The sequence below is a fragment of the Streptomyces sp. NPDC029526 genome (assembly GCF_040637405.1).
In the GTDB taxonomy this organism is placed as follows: Bacteria; Actinomycetota; Actinomycetes; order Streptomycetales; family Streptomycetaceae; genus Streptomyces.
In genome coordinates this window covers 307,601-322,080 of record NZ_JBEZWE010000006.1, presented here as the reverse complement: position 1 = coordinate 322,080, position 14,480 = coordinate 307,601, and the positions used below count along the sequence as shown (strand labels likewise).

Annotated in this window: 13 protein-coding genes; 5 read left to right on the top strand and 8 right to left on the bottom strand. The window is 72.9% G+C overall.

The genetic code is table 11. The annotated features are described in order from the left end of the window. Positions 1–366: 366 nt before the first annotated feature. Positions 367–1,242: a creatininase family protein gene (locus AB0F01_RS17575; RefSeq protein WP_362095931.1), complete on the bottom strand. Its 876-nt coding sequence runs from the start codon at positions 1,240–1,242 to the stop codon at positions 367–369. Between the two features lie 41 nt (positions 1,243–1,283). On the opposite strand from AB0F01_RS17575, the gene ribA reads away from it, so the two are divergent. Then, positions 1,284–1,946 (top strand): GTP cyclohydrolase II, encoded by a 663-nt coding sequence (gene ribA, locus AB0F01_RS17570; RefSeq protein WP_362095930.1) that lies wholly within the window; start codon positions 1,284–1,286, stop codon positions 1,944–1,946. Between the two features lie 64 nt (positions 1,947–2,010). Here ribA and AB0F01_RS17565 read toward each other — a convergent pair whose 3' ends face one another. Continuing rightward, positions 2,011–3,249 (bottom strand): serine hydrolase domain-containing protein, encoded by a 1,239-nt coding sequence (locus AB0F01_RS17565; protein ID WP_362095927.1) that lies wholly within the window; start codon positions 3,247–3,249, stop codon positions 2,011–2,013. A 118-nt stretch (positions 3,250–3,367) separates the two neighbouring features. Between AB0F01_RS17565 and AB0F01_RS17560 the strand changes: the two genes are divergently transcribed. After that, entirely contained in the window at positions 3,368–3,814 is a 447-nt protein-coding gene (locus AB0F01_RS17560) for a PPOX class F420-dependent oxidoreductase (RefSeq protein WP_362095924.1), read from the top strand. Here AB0F01_RS17560 and AB0F01_RS17555 read toward each other — a convergent pair. The 5 genes from AB0F01_RS17555 to AB0F01_RS17535 all read right to left on the bottom strand — a co-directional run bounded on the left by AB0F01_RS17555 (position 3,784) and on the right by AB0F01_RS17535 (position 9,962). Beyond that, positions 3,784–4,404, bottom strand: coding sequence for a histidine phosphatase family protein (locus AB0F01_RS17555; protein ID WP_362095922.1), 621 nt, complete (start codon positions 4,402–4,404; stop codon positions 3,784–3,786). The two genes, AB0F01_RS17560 and AB0F01_RS17555, sit on opposite strands and share 31 nt — an antisense overlap. A 4-nt stretch (positions 4,405–4,408) precedes the next feature. Beyond that, the gene (gnd, locus tag AB0F01_RS17550; protein WP_362095919.1) at positions 4,409–5,296 is read right to left on the bottom strand and encodes a phosphogluconate dehydrogenase (NAD(+)-dependent, decarboxylating); all 888 of its coding nucleotides are present in this window, start codon (positions 5,294–5,296) and stop codon (positions 4,409–4,411) included. Positions 5,297–5,401: 105 nt separating this feature from the next. Further along, positions 5,402–6,337 carry a glucose-6-phosphate dehydrogenase assembly protein OpcA gene (opcA, locus tag AB0F01_RS17545; protein ID WP_362095916.1) on the bottom strand — a complete coding sequence of 312 codons (936 nt, stop codon included), beginning with the start codon at positions 6,335–6,337 and terminating at the stop codon, positions 5,402–5,404. Then, the gene (gene zwf, locus AB0F01_RS17540; protein WP_362095913.1) at positions 6,334–7,935 is read right to left on the bottom strand and encodes a glucose-6-phosphate dehydrogenase; all 1,602 of its coding nucleotides are present in this window, start codon (positions 7,933–7,935) and stop codon (positions 6,334–6,336) included. Before zwf ends, opcA begins: the two co-directional genes overlap by 4 nt. A gap of 614 nt (positions 7,936–8,549) precedes the next feature. After that, positions 8,550–9,962 (bottom strand): glycoside hydrolase family 16 protein, encoded by a 1,413-nt coding sequence (locus tag AB0F01_RS17535; RefSeq protein ID WP_362095911.1) that lies wholly within the window; start codon positions 9,960–9,962, stop codon positions 8,550–8,552. A gap of 404 nt (positions 9,963–10,366) precedes the next feature. Between AB0F01_RS17535 and AB0F01_RS17530 the strand changes: the two genes are divergently transcribed. From AB0F01_RS17530 to AB0F01_RS17520, 3 genes are all read left to right on the top strand, one after another. Beyond that, positions 10,367–11,701, top strand: coding sequence for a 6-phospho-beta-glucosidase (locus tag AB0F01_RS17530; protein WP_362095908.1), 1,335 nt, complete (start codon positions 10,367–10,369; stop codon positions 11,699–11,701). Between the two features lie 100 nt (positions 11,702–11,801). After that, entirely contained in the window at positions 11,802–12,092 is a 291-nt protein-coding gene (locus AB0F01_RS17525) for a hypothetical protein (protein WP_362095905.1), read from the top strand. A 207-nt stretch (positions 12,093–12,299) separates the two neighbouring features. After that, complete coding sequence (locus AB0F01_RS17520; RefSeq protein WP_362095903.1) at positions 12,300–12,863, top strand: DinB family protein; 564 nt, start codon at positions 12,300–12,302, stop codon at positions 12,861–12,863. Between the two features lie 232 nt (positions 12,864–13,095). Here AB0F01_RS17520 and AB0F01_RS17515 read toward each other — a convergent pair whose 3' ends face one another. Next, positions 13,096–14,262, bottom strand: coding sequence for an ATP-grasp domain-containing protein (locus AB0F01_RS17515; RefSeq protein WP_362095901.1), 1,167 nt, complete (start codon positions 14,260–14,262; stop codon positions 13,096–13,098). Positions 14,263–14,480: the final 218 nt, after the last annotated feature.

Here is a 14,480-nt window from a genome sequence, read left to right as displayed (position 1 = left end):
GCCCGCCCAGGTCGGACTGCCGGCCCCGGCCGCAGTGTCTGCCTCAGCCACAGCACCCGTCCCGGGCGCAGGGTCGACTTCGACCCCAGCGCCTACTTCGGCGCCGGCAGAAGCTCCGGCGAGAGCACCTGCCCCGGCCACCCTGTCGACCTCCGTAGCAGCAGCCGCCCCGGCGCCGGACTCCGCGCCAGTCTGTGCGCAGGACACCGCGCCAGCCTCCACACCAGCCTCCGCGCCGGACACCGCGCCGGTCTGTGCGCAGGACGTACGGACGACCGGGGCGCCCGCCGCGGTCACGTCCGTACCCGCACCTGCCGTACCACCGTCAGGAGTCCCACCGGTCCCGGCAGGTGTCCCGGTGACAGCTCACTCCGTGACGCTCACGTCGCCTCCCGGAGCCTCCGGTCCGCTCCCCGGGCCGCCACCAGGGGCGCCGCCCGAGAGGTCGTCCGGGGCCTCGCCCGAGAGGCCGTGCGGGGCCTCGCCCGTCAGGAGGGTGAAGTACGCGCCGAAGGAATCCGCGAAGGCGGCGAGAAGTTCCTTCCCCTTTTCCGCGGAGCCCAGAGAAGGGCGTCCGATGACACCGGAATCGGTATAGGCGGACATACCGAGGGTGAGCAGATGGCGCCGGTCGTCCGCGACGAAATCGGCGTTCTCGTATCCGGGACGGAGCAATTCGGGATGAGCGTGCAGAAGGATGGACGTCTCGATTTCCCCCGCGTGCATGTCCGTGAGCAGCGAGGTGGCCACCCCGGCCCGTTCGAGGGCGGCCTCCCAGTCCTCCACGGCCGGGAAGAGCGCCATGCGTTCGCCCCGCGCGGACGCCTCCTGGACGACGTTGCCGAGGACGTAGTTGCCTCCGTGCCCGTTGACCAGGACCAACGTGTCCACGCCGGACCGGCGCAGCGAGTCGGCGATGTCCCGTACGACGGCGTGCAGGGTCACGGAGGAGATCGATACGGTCCCCGGCCAGGCCGCGTGCTCGTGCGAGCAGGAGATCGTCACCGGAGGAAGGAGGTGCACCGGATACGCGCCGGCGATCTCCCGCGCGACGGCACAGGCCACCAGCGTGTCCGTCGCCAACGGCAGGTGGGCGCCGTGCTGTTCGTAACTCCCCACCGGAAGAATCGCGATCTGCCGTGAGACGACGGAGCCCCGCTTGCGTACATCCTCTGTAGTATCCGCCGGCAACAGACCGTGCACCGGGCCGGATGCCGCCGACCGCTTTGGTGAACCACTCATATCGTCACGGCCTTTCGTCTCTGCTTAGGAACCCGAGAATCATGACAGAAAACGTAGGCGTACTCGGCAAGAAGCCCCCGCGGCGGACCGGCGTGGAACGCGTCGTCAACGCCCCCCTGCCCACCGTGTACGGGCCCTTCCAGGCGATCGGCTATCTGGACCACGACCGCGGGGACGAGCAAGTCGCCCTCGTGCACGGTGACATCGGAGCGGAGGGCGTCCTGGTCCGGCTGCACTCGGAGTGCCTGACCGGGGACGCGTTCGGCTCGCAGCACTGCGAGTGCGGTGACCAGCTCGACGCCGCGATGCGTGCCGTGGTCGCCGAAGGGGCGGGTGTGGTCGTCTACTTGAGAGGTCACGAGGGCCGGGGCATCGGTCTGCTGGCGAAGCTGCGGGCGATGGCTCTGCAGGCCGAGGGGCTGGACACCGTCGAGGCGAACCTCGCTCTCGGCCTGCCGGTGGACGCCCGTGACTACGCCGTCGCCGCCGGCATGCTGCAGGACCTGGGCGTGCGCTCGGTGCGGCTGATGTCCAACAACCCCCGCAAGCGCGAGGCGCTGGTGCGCCACGGTGTGCAGGTCGCCGAGCAGGTTCCGCTGCTCATCCCGCCGTGCGAGAGCAACATCACCTACCTGCGGACCAAGCGGGAGCGCCTGGACCACCACCTGCCGCACCTGGACGCGGTGGCCGCCCACCCGTCCTGACCGGCGGCGCCGGCCGGGACCCCGGGGTCCCGGCCGCGGCCGCGGGCGGGCGGCGAGGCTCCGGTCAGGTGACCGCCTCGTGCACCAGCCGTCGGAGGTCACGGAAGACCGTGTGCGAGGACCTGGGCCGTACCTGCGTGTAGAACTGCACGGTGAGATCGCGGCCCGGGTCCACCCAGAACGCGGTGGTGGCGACCCCGGTCCAGCCGAAGGTGCCCGCGGACGACGGCTCCCGCGTCCGGGACGGATCGATCACCACGGACACGCCGAGACCGAAGCCGACGCCGTCGTTGCCGGGATCGTCGTGGGCCGGGCGGCTGCCGAACGCCCGCAGGTCGGCGCCGCCGGGCAGATGGTTGCGGGTCATCAGGTCCACCGTGTCCGGACGGAGCAGCCGCACACCGTCGAGTTCCCCGCGCCGCCGCAGCATCTCCGTGAAGCGGTGCACGTCGTACGCGGACGCCACCATCCCGCCGCTGCCCGACAGGAACCGCGGACGCCCCCGCAACGGCAGCCCGGCGACGGGCTCGATACCGCCGTCCTCCGTCTCCCCGTACAGCTCGGCGAGCCGTTCCGCCTGCTGCTCGCTCACTTCGAACCCGGCGTCCGGCATGCCCAGCGGGCGGAACACCCGCTCGGTCAGGAACACGTCCAGCGGCTGCCCGGACACCACCTCGATCACCCGGCCCAGCACGTTCGAGGCGACCGAGTAGTTCCACTGGGTGCCCGGATCGAACTGCAACGGCAGCCGCGCGTAGGCGTCGACGGTCCCCGCGAGGTCCGACCCCGGCAGTACCGAGGACTCCAGCCCGGCCTCCCGGTAGAGGGAGTCCACCGGATGGGTGCCGTAGAAGGCGAAGGTGAGGCCCGCGGTGTGCGTCATCAGGTGCCGCACCAGCATCGGTCCGGCCGCCGGCCGGGTCCGCACCTGCGGGCCGGACCCGCCGTCGTAGACGCGGGGCTCGGCGAACGCCGGCAGGTGGCGCCCCACCGGGTCGTCCAGCGACAGCAGGCCCTCCTGCACCAGCAGCAGCGCGCCCACCGCCGTCACCGGCTTGGTCATGGAGTAGATCCGCCACAGCGTGTCCGCGCGCACCGGCCGCCCGGCCGCCACGTCGCGCTGCCCGTACGCCGTCAGGTGGGCGACCCGTCCGTTCCGCGCCACCGACACCAGGAATCCCGGCAGCCGCCCCTCGTCCACCTGCCGGGCGAAATGCCGGTCCAGACGCTCCAGCGCCCCCGCGTCCAGCCCGGCCCGCTCCGGCCCGGTCTCTTGCTCCAGCACGGCTTCTTGCTCCCGCACGGTCATCGTTCTCCTCGGTCGTCCGCCGCACGCGCCGTGATCATGCGTGCGGTGCCTGCGGACTACCCCGCCGGGCGACCGGGGGAACGCGCGCCCCCGGCGAACCGTTGATCGAGGTATGACCCAGGACACCGCTCAGCACGCACTGCTCGCCCTGCTCGCCGAGGGCAACAGCGGGGTGCTCGCCACCCTCAAGGGCGACGGACGGCCGCAACTGTCGAACGTCAACCACGCCTACGACCCCGACGAACGGATCGTCCGCGTCTCCGTCACCGACGACCGGGCCAAGACCCGGAACCTCCGGCGCGACCCCCGGGCCTCCTACCACGTCACCACCGACGACCGCTGGGCCTACACGGTCGCGGAGGGCACCGCCGACCTCTCACCCGTCGCCCGCGACCCCTACGACGCCACCGTGGAGGAACTGGTCCGGCTCTACCGCGACGTGCAGGGCGAGCACCCCGACTGGGACGACTACCGCGCCGCCATGGTCCGCGACCGGCGTCTCGTCCTGCGTCTGCACGTGCAGCGGGCCTACGGCATCCCCAGACGCCCCGCGTCCTGACCGGGCCGCCCACGGGTGTTCCACTCGGCGATCACCGGACGCCCGTGCTCCAGTGACAGCCGGCTCAGCGTGCCCGTCTCCAGCCGGAACAGCCGGCCGTACGCGGCGGACAGGCCCAGCCGGCGGGCCGTGAGGACCCGCAGCAGGTGACCGTGCGCCACCAGCATCACGTCTCCGTCGTCGAGGGACCGCGCCGCCCGGGCCAGCACCCGGTCGGCGCGCGTGCCGACCGCGTCCGGCGACTCACCGGGCAGCTCCGGGCCGGGCGGCACCCCGTCGGTCCACAGGTCCCAGTCGGGGCGGGTCCGGCGGATCGTCGCGGTGGTGACGCCCTCGTAGGCGCCGTAGTCCCACTCGCGCAGGTCCGGCTCCGGCTCCGCCCCGGTCAGGCCGGCCAGCTCGGCGGTGCGGCGCGCCCTCTCCAGCGGACTGGTCAGCACCAGGGCGAAGTCCCGGCCCGCCAGCAGCGGTGCCAGCGACCGGGCCTGTTCCTCGCCGTGCGGCGTGAGGGGCAGGTCGGTACGGCCGGTGTGCCGCCCCGACCTGCTCCACTCCGTCTCACCGTGCCGCGCCAGCCACAGATCGCCCACGCCCCTACGGTTCCTTCCGCGACGCCTCGACGGCGTGCCCGCCGAACTGGTTGCGCAGCGCCGCGATCATCTTCATCTGGGGGGAGTCCTCCTGCCGGGAGGAGAACCGCGCGAACAGCGACGCGGTGATCGCGGGCAGCGGCACCGCGTTGTCGATGGCCGCCTCCACGGTCCAGCGGCCCTCGCCCGAGTCGTCGGCGTAACCGCGCAGGTTCCGCAGGTGCTCGTCGTCGTCCAGCGCGTCCACGGCGAGGTCCAGCAGCCAGGAGCGGATGACGGTGCCGTCCTGCCAGGAGCGGAACACCTCGCGGACGTTGTCCACCGAGTCCACGGCCTCCAGCAGCTCCCAGCCCTCCGCGTACGCCTGCATCATGGCGTACTCGATGCCGTTGTGGACCATCTTGGCGAAGTGCCCGGCGCCCACCTTGCCGGCGTGCACGAACCCGTAGGGGCCCTCCGGCTTCAGGGCCTCGAACACCGGCCGCAGCCGGTCCACGTGCTCCTCGTCGCCGCCGACCATCAGCGCGTAGCCGTTCTTCAGCCCCCACACGCCGCCCGAGACGCCGGCGTCGACGAAGCCGATGCCGCGCGTGCCCAGCTCCCGGGCGTGCCGCTCGTCGTCCGTCCAGCGGGAGTTGCCCCCGTCGACGACGGTGTCGCCGGGCTTGAGGAGACTGGCCAGCTGGTCGATGACGTGCTGGGTCACCTCACCGGCGGGCACCATCACCCACACCGTGCGCGGGGCGTCCAGCTCGTCCACGAGGTCCGCCAGGTTGGCGACGTCCGACCGTTCGGGGTCGGTGTCGAAACCGACGACGGTGTGCCCGGCGTTGCGCAGCCGTTCGCGCATGTTGCCGCCCATTTTCCCGAGGCCGACAAGACCGATCTGCATGTCTGTTCCACTTCCTGGAGTTCACGGCGGGCGGCCGGCGGCACGCCCGTGGACGGGGAACGGGACCCCGGCCGGGCCGCCCCGGCCCGGGTCCCGTGGTGGCTGTCAGGCGGGGACGGCGGCCCCCTCCGCGTCGTCGCCCCGCAGGGCGACCGCGTACATCTCGTCCGCGTCGAGCCTGCGGAGCTCCTCGGCGATGAGTTCGGAGGTCGGCCGGATCTTCAGCGCGAGGCGCCGCGACGGCTGCCCCGGCAGGGACAGTGTGGCCAGCGGGCCCTCCGGGCGGTCGATGACGATCTCGCCGTCCGCGGTGCCCAGCCGCACCCCCGTCACCACCGGGCCGGCCGTCTCCACCCGCTCCACCTGCACCCCGAGCCGGGCGTGCAGCCAGCGGGCCAGGAGCTCGGCGCTGGGGTTGTCCGCCTCGCTCTCCACGGCCGCCGAGGTGACGGTGAGCCGGGCCTGGTCCAGGGCGGCCGCCAGCATCGAACGCCACGGTGTCAGCCGCGTCCACGCCAGATCGGTGTCCCCGGGCGCGTACGAACGCACCCGGGTCTCCAGCATCTCCAGGGCGTGCTCGGCCGCGTACAGGTCGGTGATCCTGCGCTGGGCCAGCGCGCCCAGCGGGTCCTTCGACGGCACGTCGGGAGCCTCCACCGGCCACCACACCACCACCGGCGCGTCCGGCAGCAGCAGCGGCAGCACCACCGAGTCGGCGTGGTCGGACACCTCCCCGTAGGTCCGCAGCACGACGGTCTCGCCGGCTCCGGCCTCCGAGCCCACCCGCACCTCGGCGTCCAGCCGGGGATGCGTGCGGTCACGGGGAGTGCGGGCGTGGCGCTTGATGACGACCAGGGTGCGCGAGGGGTGCTCGTGCGAGGCCTCCTCGGCCGCCTTGATCGAGTCGTAGGCGTTCTCCTCGTCCGTGACGATCACCATCGTCAGGACCATGCCGACGGCCGGGGTGCCGATGGCGCGGCGGCCCTTCACCAGCGCCTTGTTGATGTTGCTTGCCGTGGTGTCGGTCAGGTCGATCTTCATGGCCTGCGCCAGCTCCGTCCGTCTCGTGCGAGCATCTCGTCGGCTTCCACGGGGCCCCAGCTGCCCGATTCGTACCGGGCGGGCCTGCCGTGGGACGCCCAGTACGCCTCGACCGGGTCGAGGATCCTCCAGGACTCTTCCACCTCCTGGTGACGGGGGAACAGGTTCGCGTCCCCCAGCAGCACGTCGAGGAGCAGCCGTTCGTACGCCTCGGGGCTGGACTCGGTGAACGACTCGCCGTAGGCGAAGTCCATCGACACGTCCCGGATCTCCATCGAGGTGCCCGGCACCTTGGAGCCGAACCGGACGGTCATGCCCTCCTCCGGCTGCACCCGGATGACGATCGCGTTCTCGCACAGCTCCTCGGTCGCGGTCGCGTCGAAGGGGGAGTGCGGGGCGCGTTTGAAGACCACCGCGATCTCGGTGACCCGGCGGCCCAGCCGCTTGCCGGTACGCAGGTAGAAGGGGACACCCGCCCAGCGGCGGTTGTCGATGCGCAGCTTGACGGCGGCGTAGGTGTCGGTCTTCGAGGAGGCGTCGATGCCGTCCTCCTCCAGGTAGCCGCGCACCTGCGTCCCGCCCTGCCAGGCGGCGGTGTACTGGCCCCGCACGGTGTGCAGGCCGAGGTCGTCCGGCAGCCGCACCGCCCGGAACACCTTCAGCTTCTCGGTCAGCAGCGAGCGCGCGTCGAACGCGGCCGGCTCCTCCATCGCGGTCAGCGCCAGCAGTTGCAGCAGGTGGTTCTGGATGACGTCGCGGGCGGCGCCGATGCCGTCGTAGTAGCCGGCCCGGCCGCCGATGCCGATGTCCTCGGCCATGGTGATCTGCACGTGGTCGACGAACGACCGGTTCCACACCGGCTCGAACATGGTGTTGGCGAAGCGCAGCGCCAGGATGTTCTGGACCGTCTCCTTGCCCAGGTAGTGGTCGATCCGGAAGACCTGCTCGGGCTCGAACACGTCGTGCACGATCGCGTTCAGCTCCTCGGCCGACCTCAGGTCGTGCCCGAACGGCTTCTCGATGACCGCCCGCCGCCAGGAACCGTCGGGCGCGTCCGCCAGGCCGTGCTTCTTCAGCTGCTGGACCACCTTGGGGAAGAACTTCGGCGGCACCGACAGGTAGAAGGCGTGGTTGCCGCCGGTGCCCCGGGAGGCGTCCACCTCCTCCACGGCGGCGCGCAGCTGCTTGAACGCCGAGTCGTCGTCGAAGTCACCGGGCACGAAGCGCATGCCTTCGGCGAGCTGCTGCCAGACCTCCTCCCGGAAGGGGGTGCGGGCGTGTTCCCTGACGGCGTCGTGGACCTCCTGCGCGAAGTCCTGGTTCTCCCAGTCCCGGCGGGCGAAGCCCACGAGTGAGAAGCCGGGTGGCAGCAGACCCCGGTTGGCCAGGTCGTACACGGCCGGCATCAGTTTCCTGCGGGACAGGTCGCCCGTCACCCCGAAGATGACCAGCCCGGACGGGCCGGCGATCCGGGGCAGGCGCCGGTCCCGCGGATCGCGCAGCGGGTTCGACCAGCCGGCCGCCGTGGACCCCGCCCCGGCGTCGCCCGGGTCGGTGGCGCCGCCGGTGGTGTCCGCCTCGGTCGTCTCTTGGGCCATTCCGCGTCAACTCCCTGGTCGTGAAGCCGCTTCCGCACCGCGTCGGGCAGGCCCCGCCGGGTGCCGCGCACACCGCGCCGCCCCGACGGTGCCGGGCCCGGCCGGTTCCGCCGGGTACCGGGTGTCCCGGCACGCCGGGTCCGTCACCTGCGTGGACGAAAACACCTGCGAGTCGCCTCGTCTGTGTGAACCGGTACCACGTCCGCCGTGTTCCTCAGCCGACCGCAACGCGGACCGGCACGGACGGCGGCACGGTGCGGGTGAATGTCCGGTGGGGCGGGCGAGTACCGCGCGATCGCGCCGGACATGCGGAAAGGGGCCCCACGGACGGGTGGAGCCCCTTTCGGCGGGGAGCCGGTGCGGTGACCGGTGGGACGGTGGGGGTGTGGGCGGACGGGGTGCCCGGGAGGGGGTCGGGCACCCACCGTGGGCGGACGGGGGTGCCCGGTCGGGGGTCGCCGCCCGCGGTCCCTCCCCGGGTGCTGTCCCGAGGCGTCTCAGGTGCGGTTCGCGCCTCCCGCGACGGCCCGGGGCACGGACCCGAGGGGCGGCGGCCTTCAGGCTGGTGGGCCCCCGCCGTGCTTCGTGACGTGCCGCTCGTCGTCGCGGTGACGTCAGCGGCCGAACGTGAACCAGTTGACGTTCACGAAGTCGGCCGGCTGGCCGCTGGTGAACGTCAGGTACACGTCGTGCGTGCCCATCACGGGGCTGATGTTCGCCGGGACGGTCCGCCACGACTGCCAGCCGCCGGTGTTGCCGACCGCGAAACTCCCGATGGGCGCATTGCTCCGGCTGTCCAGCCGGACTTCGACCAGGCCGCTGACGCCGTTGGCCGCGCCGCCGGCCACCCGGGCGGAGAACTGCCGGGCCGGGGACGAACCGAAGTCCACGCCCTTGTAGTGCAGCCAGTCGCCGTCGGCCAGCGCCCCGACGTTCTGGCCGCCCCCGGAGTCGGAGGTGGACTCGGTGATCACGCCGGACTGGCCGTCGTAGGACTCGGCCTGGATGGTGCCGTAGGCGTCGCGGTCGCCGGGCGGCGGGGGAGTGGTGCCGCCGCCACCGGAGGTCAGCACCTGGACGTAGTCGACGAGCATCGAGTGGCCGGGCTGCGTACCGGCGTCCGGACCGCCGCCGAAGGCGTCGGGGAAACCGCCGCCCATGGCCACGTTCAGGATGATGAAGTAGCCGTGGTTCGTGGCGTTCGCCCAGGTCGTGGCGTCCACCTGATTGGCCCGCACGGTGTGGAAGTGCCGGTCGTCCAGGTAGAAGCGGATCTCCTCCACGCTGGTCGAGCGGTCCCACTCCAGCCGGTAGCGGTGGAATCCGGCCTGGCAGGTGGTGCCCTGACAGGTCGTGGAGCTGCCGATGCCGCTGTGCTCGTTGCAGGGGCCGCCCGGGGCGGTGCCACAGTGCATGGTGGCGAACACCGTGTTCTGGCCCTGCGTGTTCTCCATGATGTCCAGCTCACCGACCGAGGGCCAGTTCCACCAGTTGCCGCGGTAGGGGGCGCCCAGCATCCAGAACGCCGGCCAGTAGCCCTTGGCGGCGGCGCCGGTGACGTTCGGCACCTGGATGCGGGCCTCGACCCGGAGCTTGCCGCCCGCCGGGGGCTGGAAGTCGGAGCGGTTGGTCTCGATGCGGCCGGAGGTCCAGTTCCCGGCGGCGTCGCGGCGGGGGGTGATGCGGAGGTTGCCGCTGCCGTCGAGCGAGACGTTCTGCGTGCTGGAGGTCATCGTCTCGATCTCACCGGTGCCCCAGTTGGCGGGGCCGCCCGGGTAGCCCGTGCCGGTGGCGTAGCGCCAGTCGGCGGTGTTGACGCCGCTGCCGGCGGGGCCGTCGAAGTCGTCGAGGAACACCTGGTTCCAGCCGGACGGAGGCGGTGGGGCGGACGCGCTCGCGGACGGGGTGGCGGCCGTCGAGGCCGCCGCCGCGAGACCGAGCGTGCTGACGACGGCGACCAGTGCCCGCCGCACGCGCCGGGTCCGGGGTCTGCGGGGGGTGGGGAGGATGCCGGAGGTGGCACTCATGTGGGGAGCCCTCTCGGGTGCGGGTGCGGAGGTGGGGAGGAGGGGGGTGGAAAGGAAAGGGGTGGAGATGTGGGGGTGGGGGGTGTGAAGGCGGGGGCGTGGGGGCCGGCAGCGGTCCGGGGGTCGGCCAGGGGCGCGGGTGTGTGCGGGTGGGGCCGGGGCACGGGCGACCGGCCCGGACTGAGAGCGCTCTCAGGCTGACGACAATGTGCTCTTCGGCCCCTCCGCCGTCAAGAGGTGGCACCGAGAAAGTCCGTGCATCCGGGCCGAGTTGCCGAGTTCGACCCGTGAAGGAAGCGCGCCGTACCGCGTCCACACGTCCGCAGCCGGTCCGCCCCCGTGCGCGTGAGCCGGAAACCCGGGGCCCGTGCCGGTTAGGTTGGCCCGGTGGGAAGGGTGCAGACGTGAAGCTGACGATTCTGGGCGGCGGCGGATTCCGGGTGCCGCTGGTGTACGGGGCGCTCCTCGGGGACCGGGGGGAGGGCCGGGTGACGCGGGTGGTGCTGCACGACGTGGACGACCGCAGGCTGCACGCGATCGGCCGGGTGCTGTCCGCGCAGGCGTCCGGTGTCCGCGACGCGCCGGAGGTGACCGGTACCACCGACCTCGACGAGGCCCTGCGCGGTGCCGACTTCGTCTTCTCGGCGATCCGCGTCGGCGGGCTCGAGGGCAGGGCGCAGGACGAGCGGATCGCCTTCGCCGAGGGGGTCCTCGGTCAGGAGACGGTCGGCGCCGGCGGCATCGCCTACGGCCTGCGCACGGTCCCGGTCGCCGTCGACATCGCCCGGCGCACGGCCCGTCTCGCGCCCGACGCGTGGGTCATCAACTTCACCAACCCGGCCGGCCTGGTCACCGAGGCCATGTCCCACCACCTCGGCGACCGCGTCATCGGCATCTGCGACTCGCCCGTGGGCCTGGGCCGCCGTGTCGCCCGGGTCCTCGGGGCCGCCCCCGAGGAGGCCCGGATCGACTACGCGGGCCTGAACCACCTCGGCTGGGTGCAGGGCCTGTGGGTCGACGGCCACGACCGGCTGCCGCGCCTGCTCGCCGACCCGGCGCTGCTGGAGTCCTTCGAGGAGGGCCGTCTCTTCGGCGCCGAGTGGCTCCGCTCCCTGGGCGCCGTCCCCAACGAGTACCTGCACTACTACTACTTCCACCGCGAGGCGGTCCGCGCCCACGGCAGCGGTCCCACCCGCGGCGCCTTCCTGCACGACCAGCAGGCCGGCTTCTACACCCGCGTCTCCGACCCGGGGACCCCCGCGCTGGACCTGTGGAACCGCACCCGCGCCGAACGCGAGGCCACCTACATGGCCGAGAACCGGGAGACCGCCGGCGCGGGCGAGCGAGCCGAGGAGGACCTGTCGGGCGGCTACGAGAAGGTCGCGCTCGCCCTGATGCGGGCCATCGCCGGCGACGCACGCAGCCGGCTCATCCTCAACGTGCGCAACCGCGGCGCCCTCGCCGGCCTGGACACCGAGGCCGTGGTGGAGGTGCCCTGCCTCGTGGACGCCCGCGGGGCGCACCCCGAGCCCGTGAGCCCGCTCCCGGACCACGCGGCCGGCCTGGTCCAGGCCGTCAAGGCGGTCGACCGCGCGGTGCTCGCCGCCGCCGGCTCGGGATCCCGTGACCTGGCGGTCAAGGCGTTCGCGCTGCACCCGCTCGTCGACTCGGTGAACGTGGCCCGGCGGCTCGTCGACGCCTACCGGGGCGTGCATCCGGGGCTGGCGTACCTGGGGTAGTCGGGGCGCCTCGTCCCGGGCGCCGGGCGGGGCCGTCGTGCCGTCCGGGCGGAGCCGGGGGCGGTCGACGGCGGTCGCCCCCGGGTGACAGTGTGGGGTGATGAGACCGTGGAGCACCTCCACCGAGGACGGCCTGCGGCACCTGCTCAACGAGTGGGACCCGGTCGGCGTCGCCGAGGACGCGCCCGACGAGTACGACTGCCTGCTCGCTCCTCTCCTGCACCGGCTCCGGTCCGGCGCCGACGAGGCCGCGATCGGCCGGTTCCTGCGGTACGAACTGGAGGACCACTTCGGGCTCGACCCGCTGGGCCTGCGTCCGGAAGCCATGGCCGGCCGCGTGCTGGTCTGGTGGGCTTCGCACTGTCCGACGGACGACGTGGGCCGGGCGTAGCGGTAGCCGCTCCTCCCGAATCGTTCGACGTGTGCGTCTCCGTGGGCCGTAGGAGGTTGCGCAGGGGATGGCGCGAGCCTGGGCGCAAGTCGCCGCTGACGCAGTGAAGTCGACCAACCGGCACGGGCTGACGGGTCGTTGCGGCGCAGCGTGGAACGGCGCCCGCGGGGCTCGTGGCCGCGGGTCCGTGATCGGTAGGGTGCCGAGATGACCAGAAGCGAGCGCATCGCGGAACAGTTGGCCTGGCACTGGCGCCAGAACCTCCGGCCGAGGCTGGACGGCCTCACCGACGACGAGTACCTCTGGGAACCCGTGCGCGACTGCTGGAGCATCCGCCCACGCGGCACGGCGAGCGCACCTCTGTCGCTGGGCTCGGGCACCTGGACCATGGACTCCGCATCGACCGAGCCCGTGCCGGCTCCGGTGACCACGATCGCCTGGCGGCTCGCTCACGTCATCGTCTCGTGCCTGGGGTACCGGGTGGGCTGGCACTTCGGCGGCAAGGACGTCGACGCGCGGACGTTCGCCTACGCGGGGACCGCCGACGAGGCGCTGCGGCAGCTCGACGAGATGTACGGGATGTGGGACGCGGGGGTCCGTGGACTCTCGGACGCCGAGTTGGACCGTGAGCCCGCCGTGGGCTCCGAGCGGCGTGCCATGGAGATCATCGTCCTGCACGTGAACCGCGAGCTGATCCATCACGGCGCGGAAATAGCCCTGCTGCGCGACCTCTACCGCCGGCGGGACGGAGCCGAGCCGCGCCTCGTGTGAGGTGTCGCCCACGGCATGGTGTGTCTCCCGCCGCGCCCACGTCGTCGCCCCGCTGACACCTCCCGGGCCGGTTCCGTCGGTCCCTCGCGCAGGCGGGGGCGCCGGACGGCACCCCGGGCCGGCCGTCGTCGCATGACGGTCGGTTACCGGGGGGAGGCCACCGGGGAAGGCCGCCGGGCGAGTGGGCACGCCGACGGGAGCACAGGACGTGAGCGCGGGGCAGGTACGCAGGTCAGTACCGGCGGTGCGGCCCTCCCGCGGGGGCGCCCGCGCCCACGCCGGGCGCGGGTACCGGCTCCGGGGCGGACGGCACGGGTTCCGGAGAGACGGCTGGGGTGGACGCCTGCGGAAGCAGGTCGGTGCGGACGGGCAGGCCGGCCGGGCGCAGGGGGCGGGGCCCGGTCACCACGCTGTAGTCCTGGCCCAGGAACGGCGGGGTCAGCACGCCCGGGTCGTCGCCCAGCGCCAGCCGGACCGCGGCCCACGGGGCGTTGATCCCGCACAGCGACAGCTGGTGCAGGCCGCCCGCCGGGCGGGTGTTGACGTCCATCAGCACGGGCCGCTCGCCGAACATCCGGAACTGGATGTTGGACAGGTGGTGCAGGCCGAAGCCCTCCGCGATCCGCCGGGCCGGCGCCAGCCACTGCTCCTGCAGGGTGAAGCCGCGGCGGCGCCCGTTCTTCGTCCGGCCGACCGCGAGGCGCACCGTGTCGTCGGTGCCGGTGAGGCAGTCCACCGAGACCTCGGGCTGGCCCAGGTGCGGCATCACCAGCCAGTCCACCGGTTCCTCCGCCTGACGCACCGCGTCCATCACGAGGTCGTAGGGCACGTGCGGGCTGGGGAAGCCGTTCAACTGGGCGAGCGAGTACGGGGCGCGGGTGATCACGCGGAAGCCGACCCCGCCCGCACCGGACGCCGGCTTGAAGCACGCCCGGTGCCCCTGGTCCTCCAACTCCGCGACGGCGCATGCGAGTTCGTCGGCGGAACGGACCCGCCACCACGGCGGCACCGGCACGCCGATCGCCTGGACGGCCTCGTAGGCGATGACCTTGTCCTGGAAGACGGCCACCGCCTCGGGCGGCGGTGCCAGCAGGGCCGTGCCGACGGCCTCGAACTCCGCGCGGTGCGCCACGACAGCGGCCTGGTGCAGCCGGGGCACGAACACGTCGATGCCGCGCCGCTCGCACTGCGCGAGGGCGTACTCCACGTACGCGGCCGGGGACAGAGCCTCGGGCTCCAGTTCGGCGGTGTCGGCTGCGGCCAGCACGGGCGAGTCGGGATCGCCGTGGGTGGCGTGGATCTCGACGGCCCGGTTGCCCGGATTCCGCCTCAACTGATCGATGAAGAACACGTTCTCCGCGTACGTGCGGTTGAGCCAGACGCGTACGCAGGAGACCATGCATGCCGCCTTTCACGGTTCGCGGGCAGGGCCGAGCGGCCCGTGCCCGGGCAGGAGGTATGGAGGGTCACCGGACCGCTCAGCGCGAAGGACCGTTCGCGGCGGTGGTGTCGCGGCCGATCATACGTCTTCGGCGGCCGCAAACGTGCAACGTGTGGGTCACGGACCCGGCGGGTGCCCCCGCCCGGCGCGCCCCGAGGCGGAAAGCGCCGGTCAGC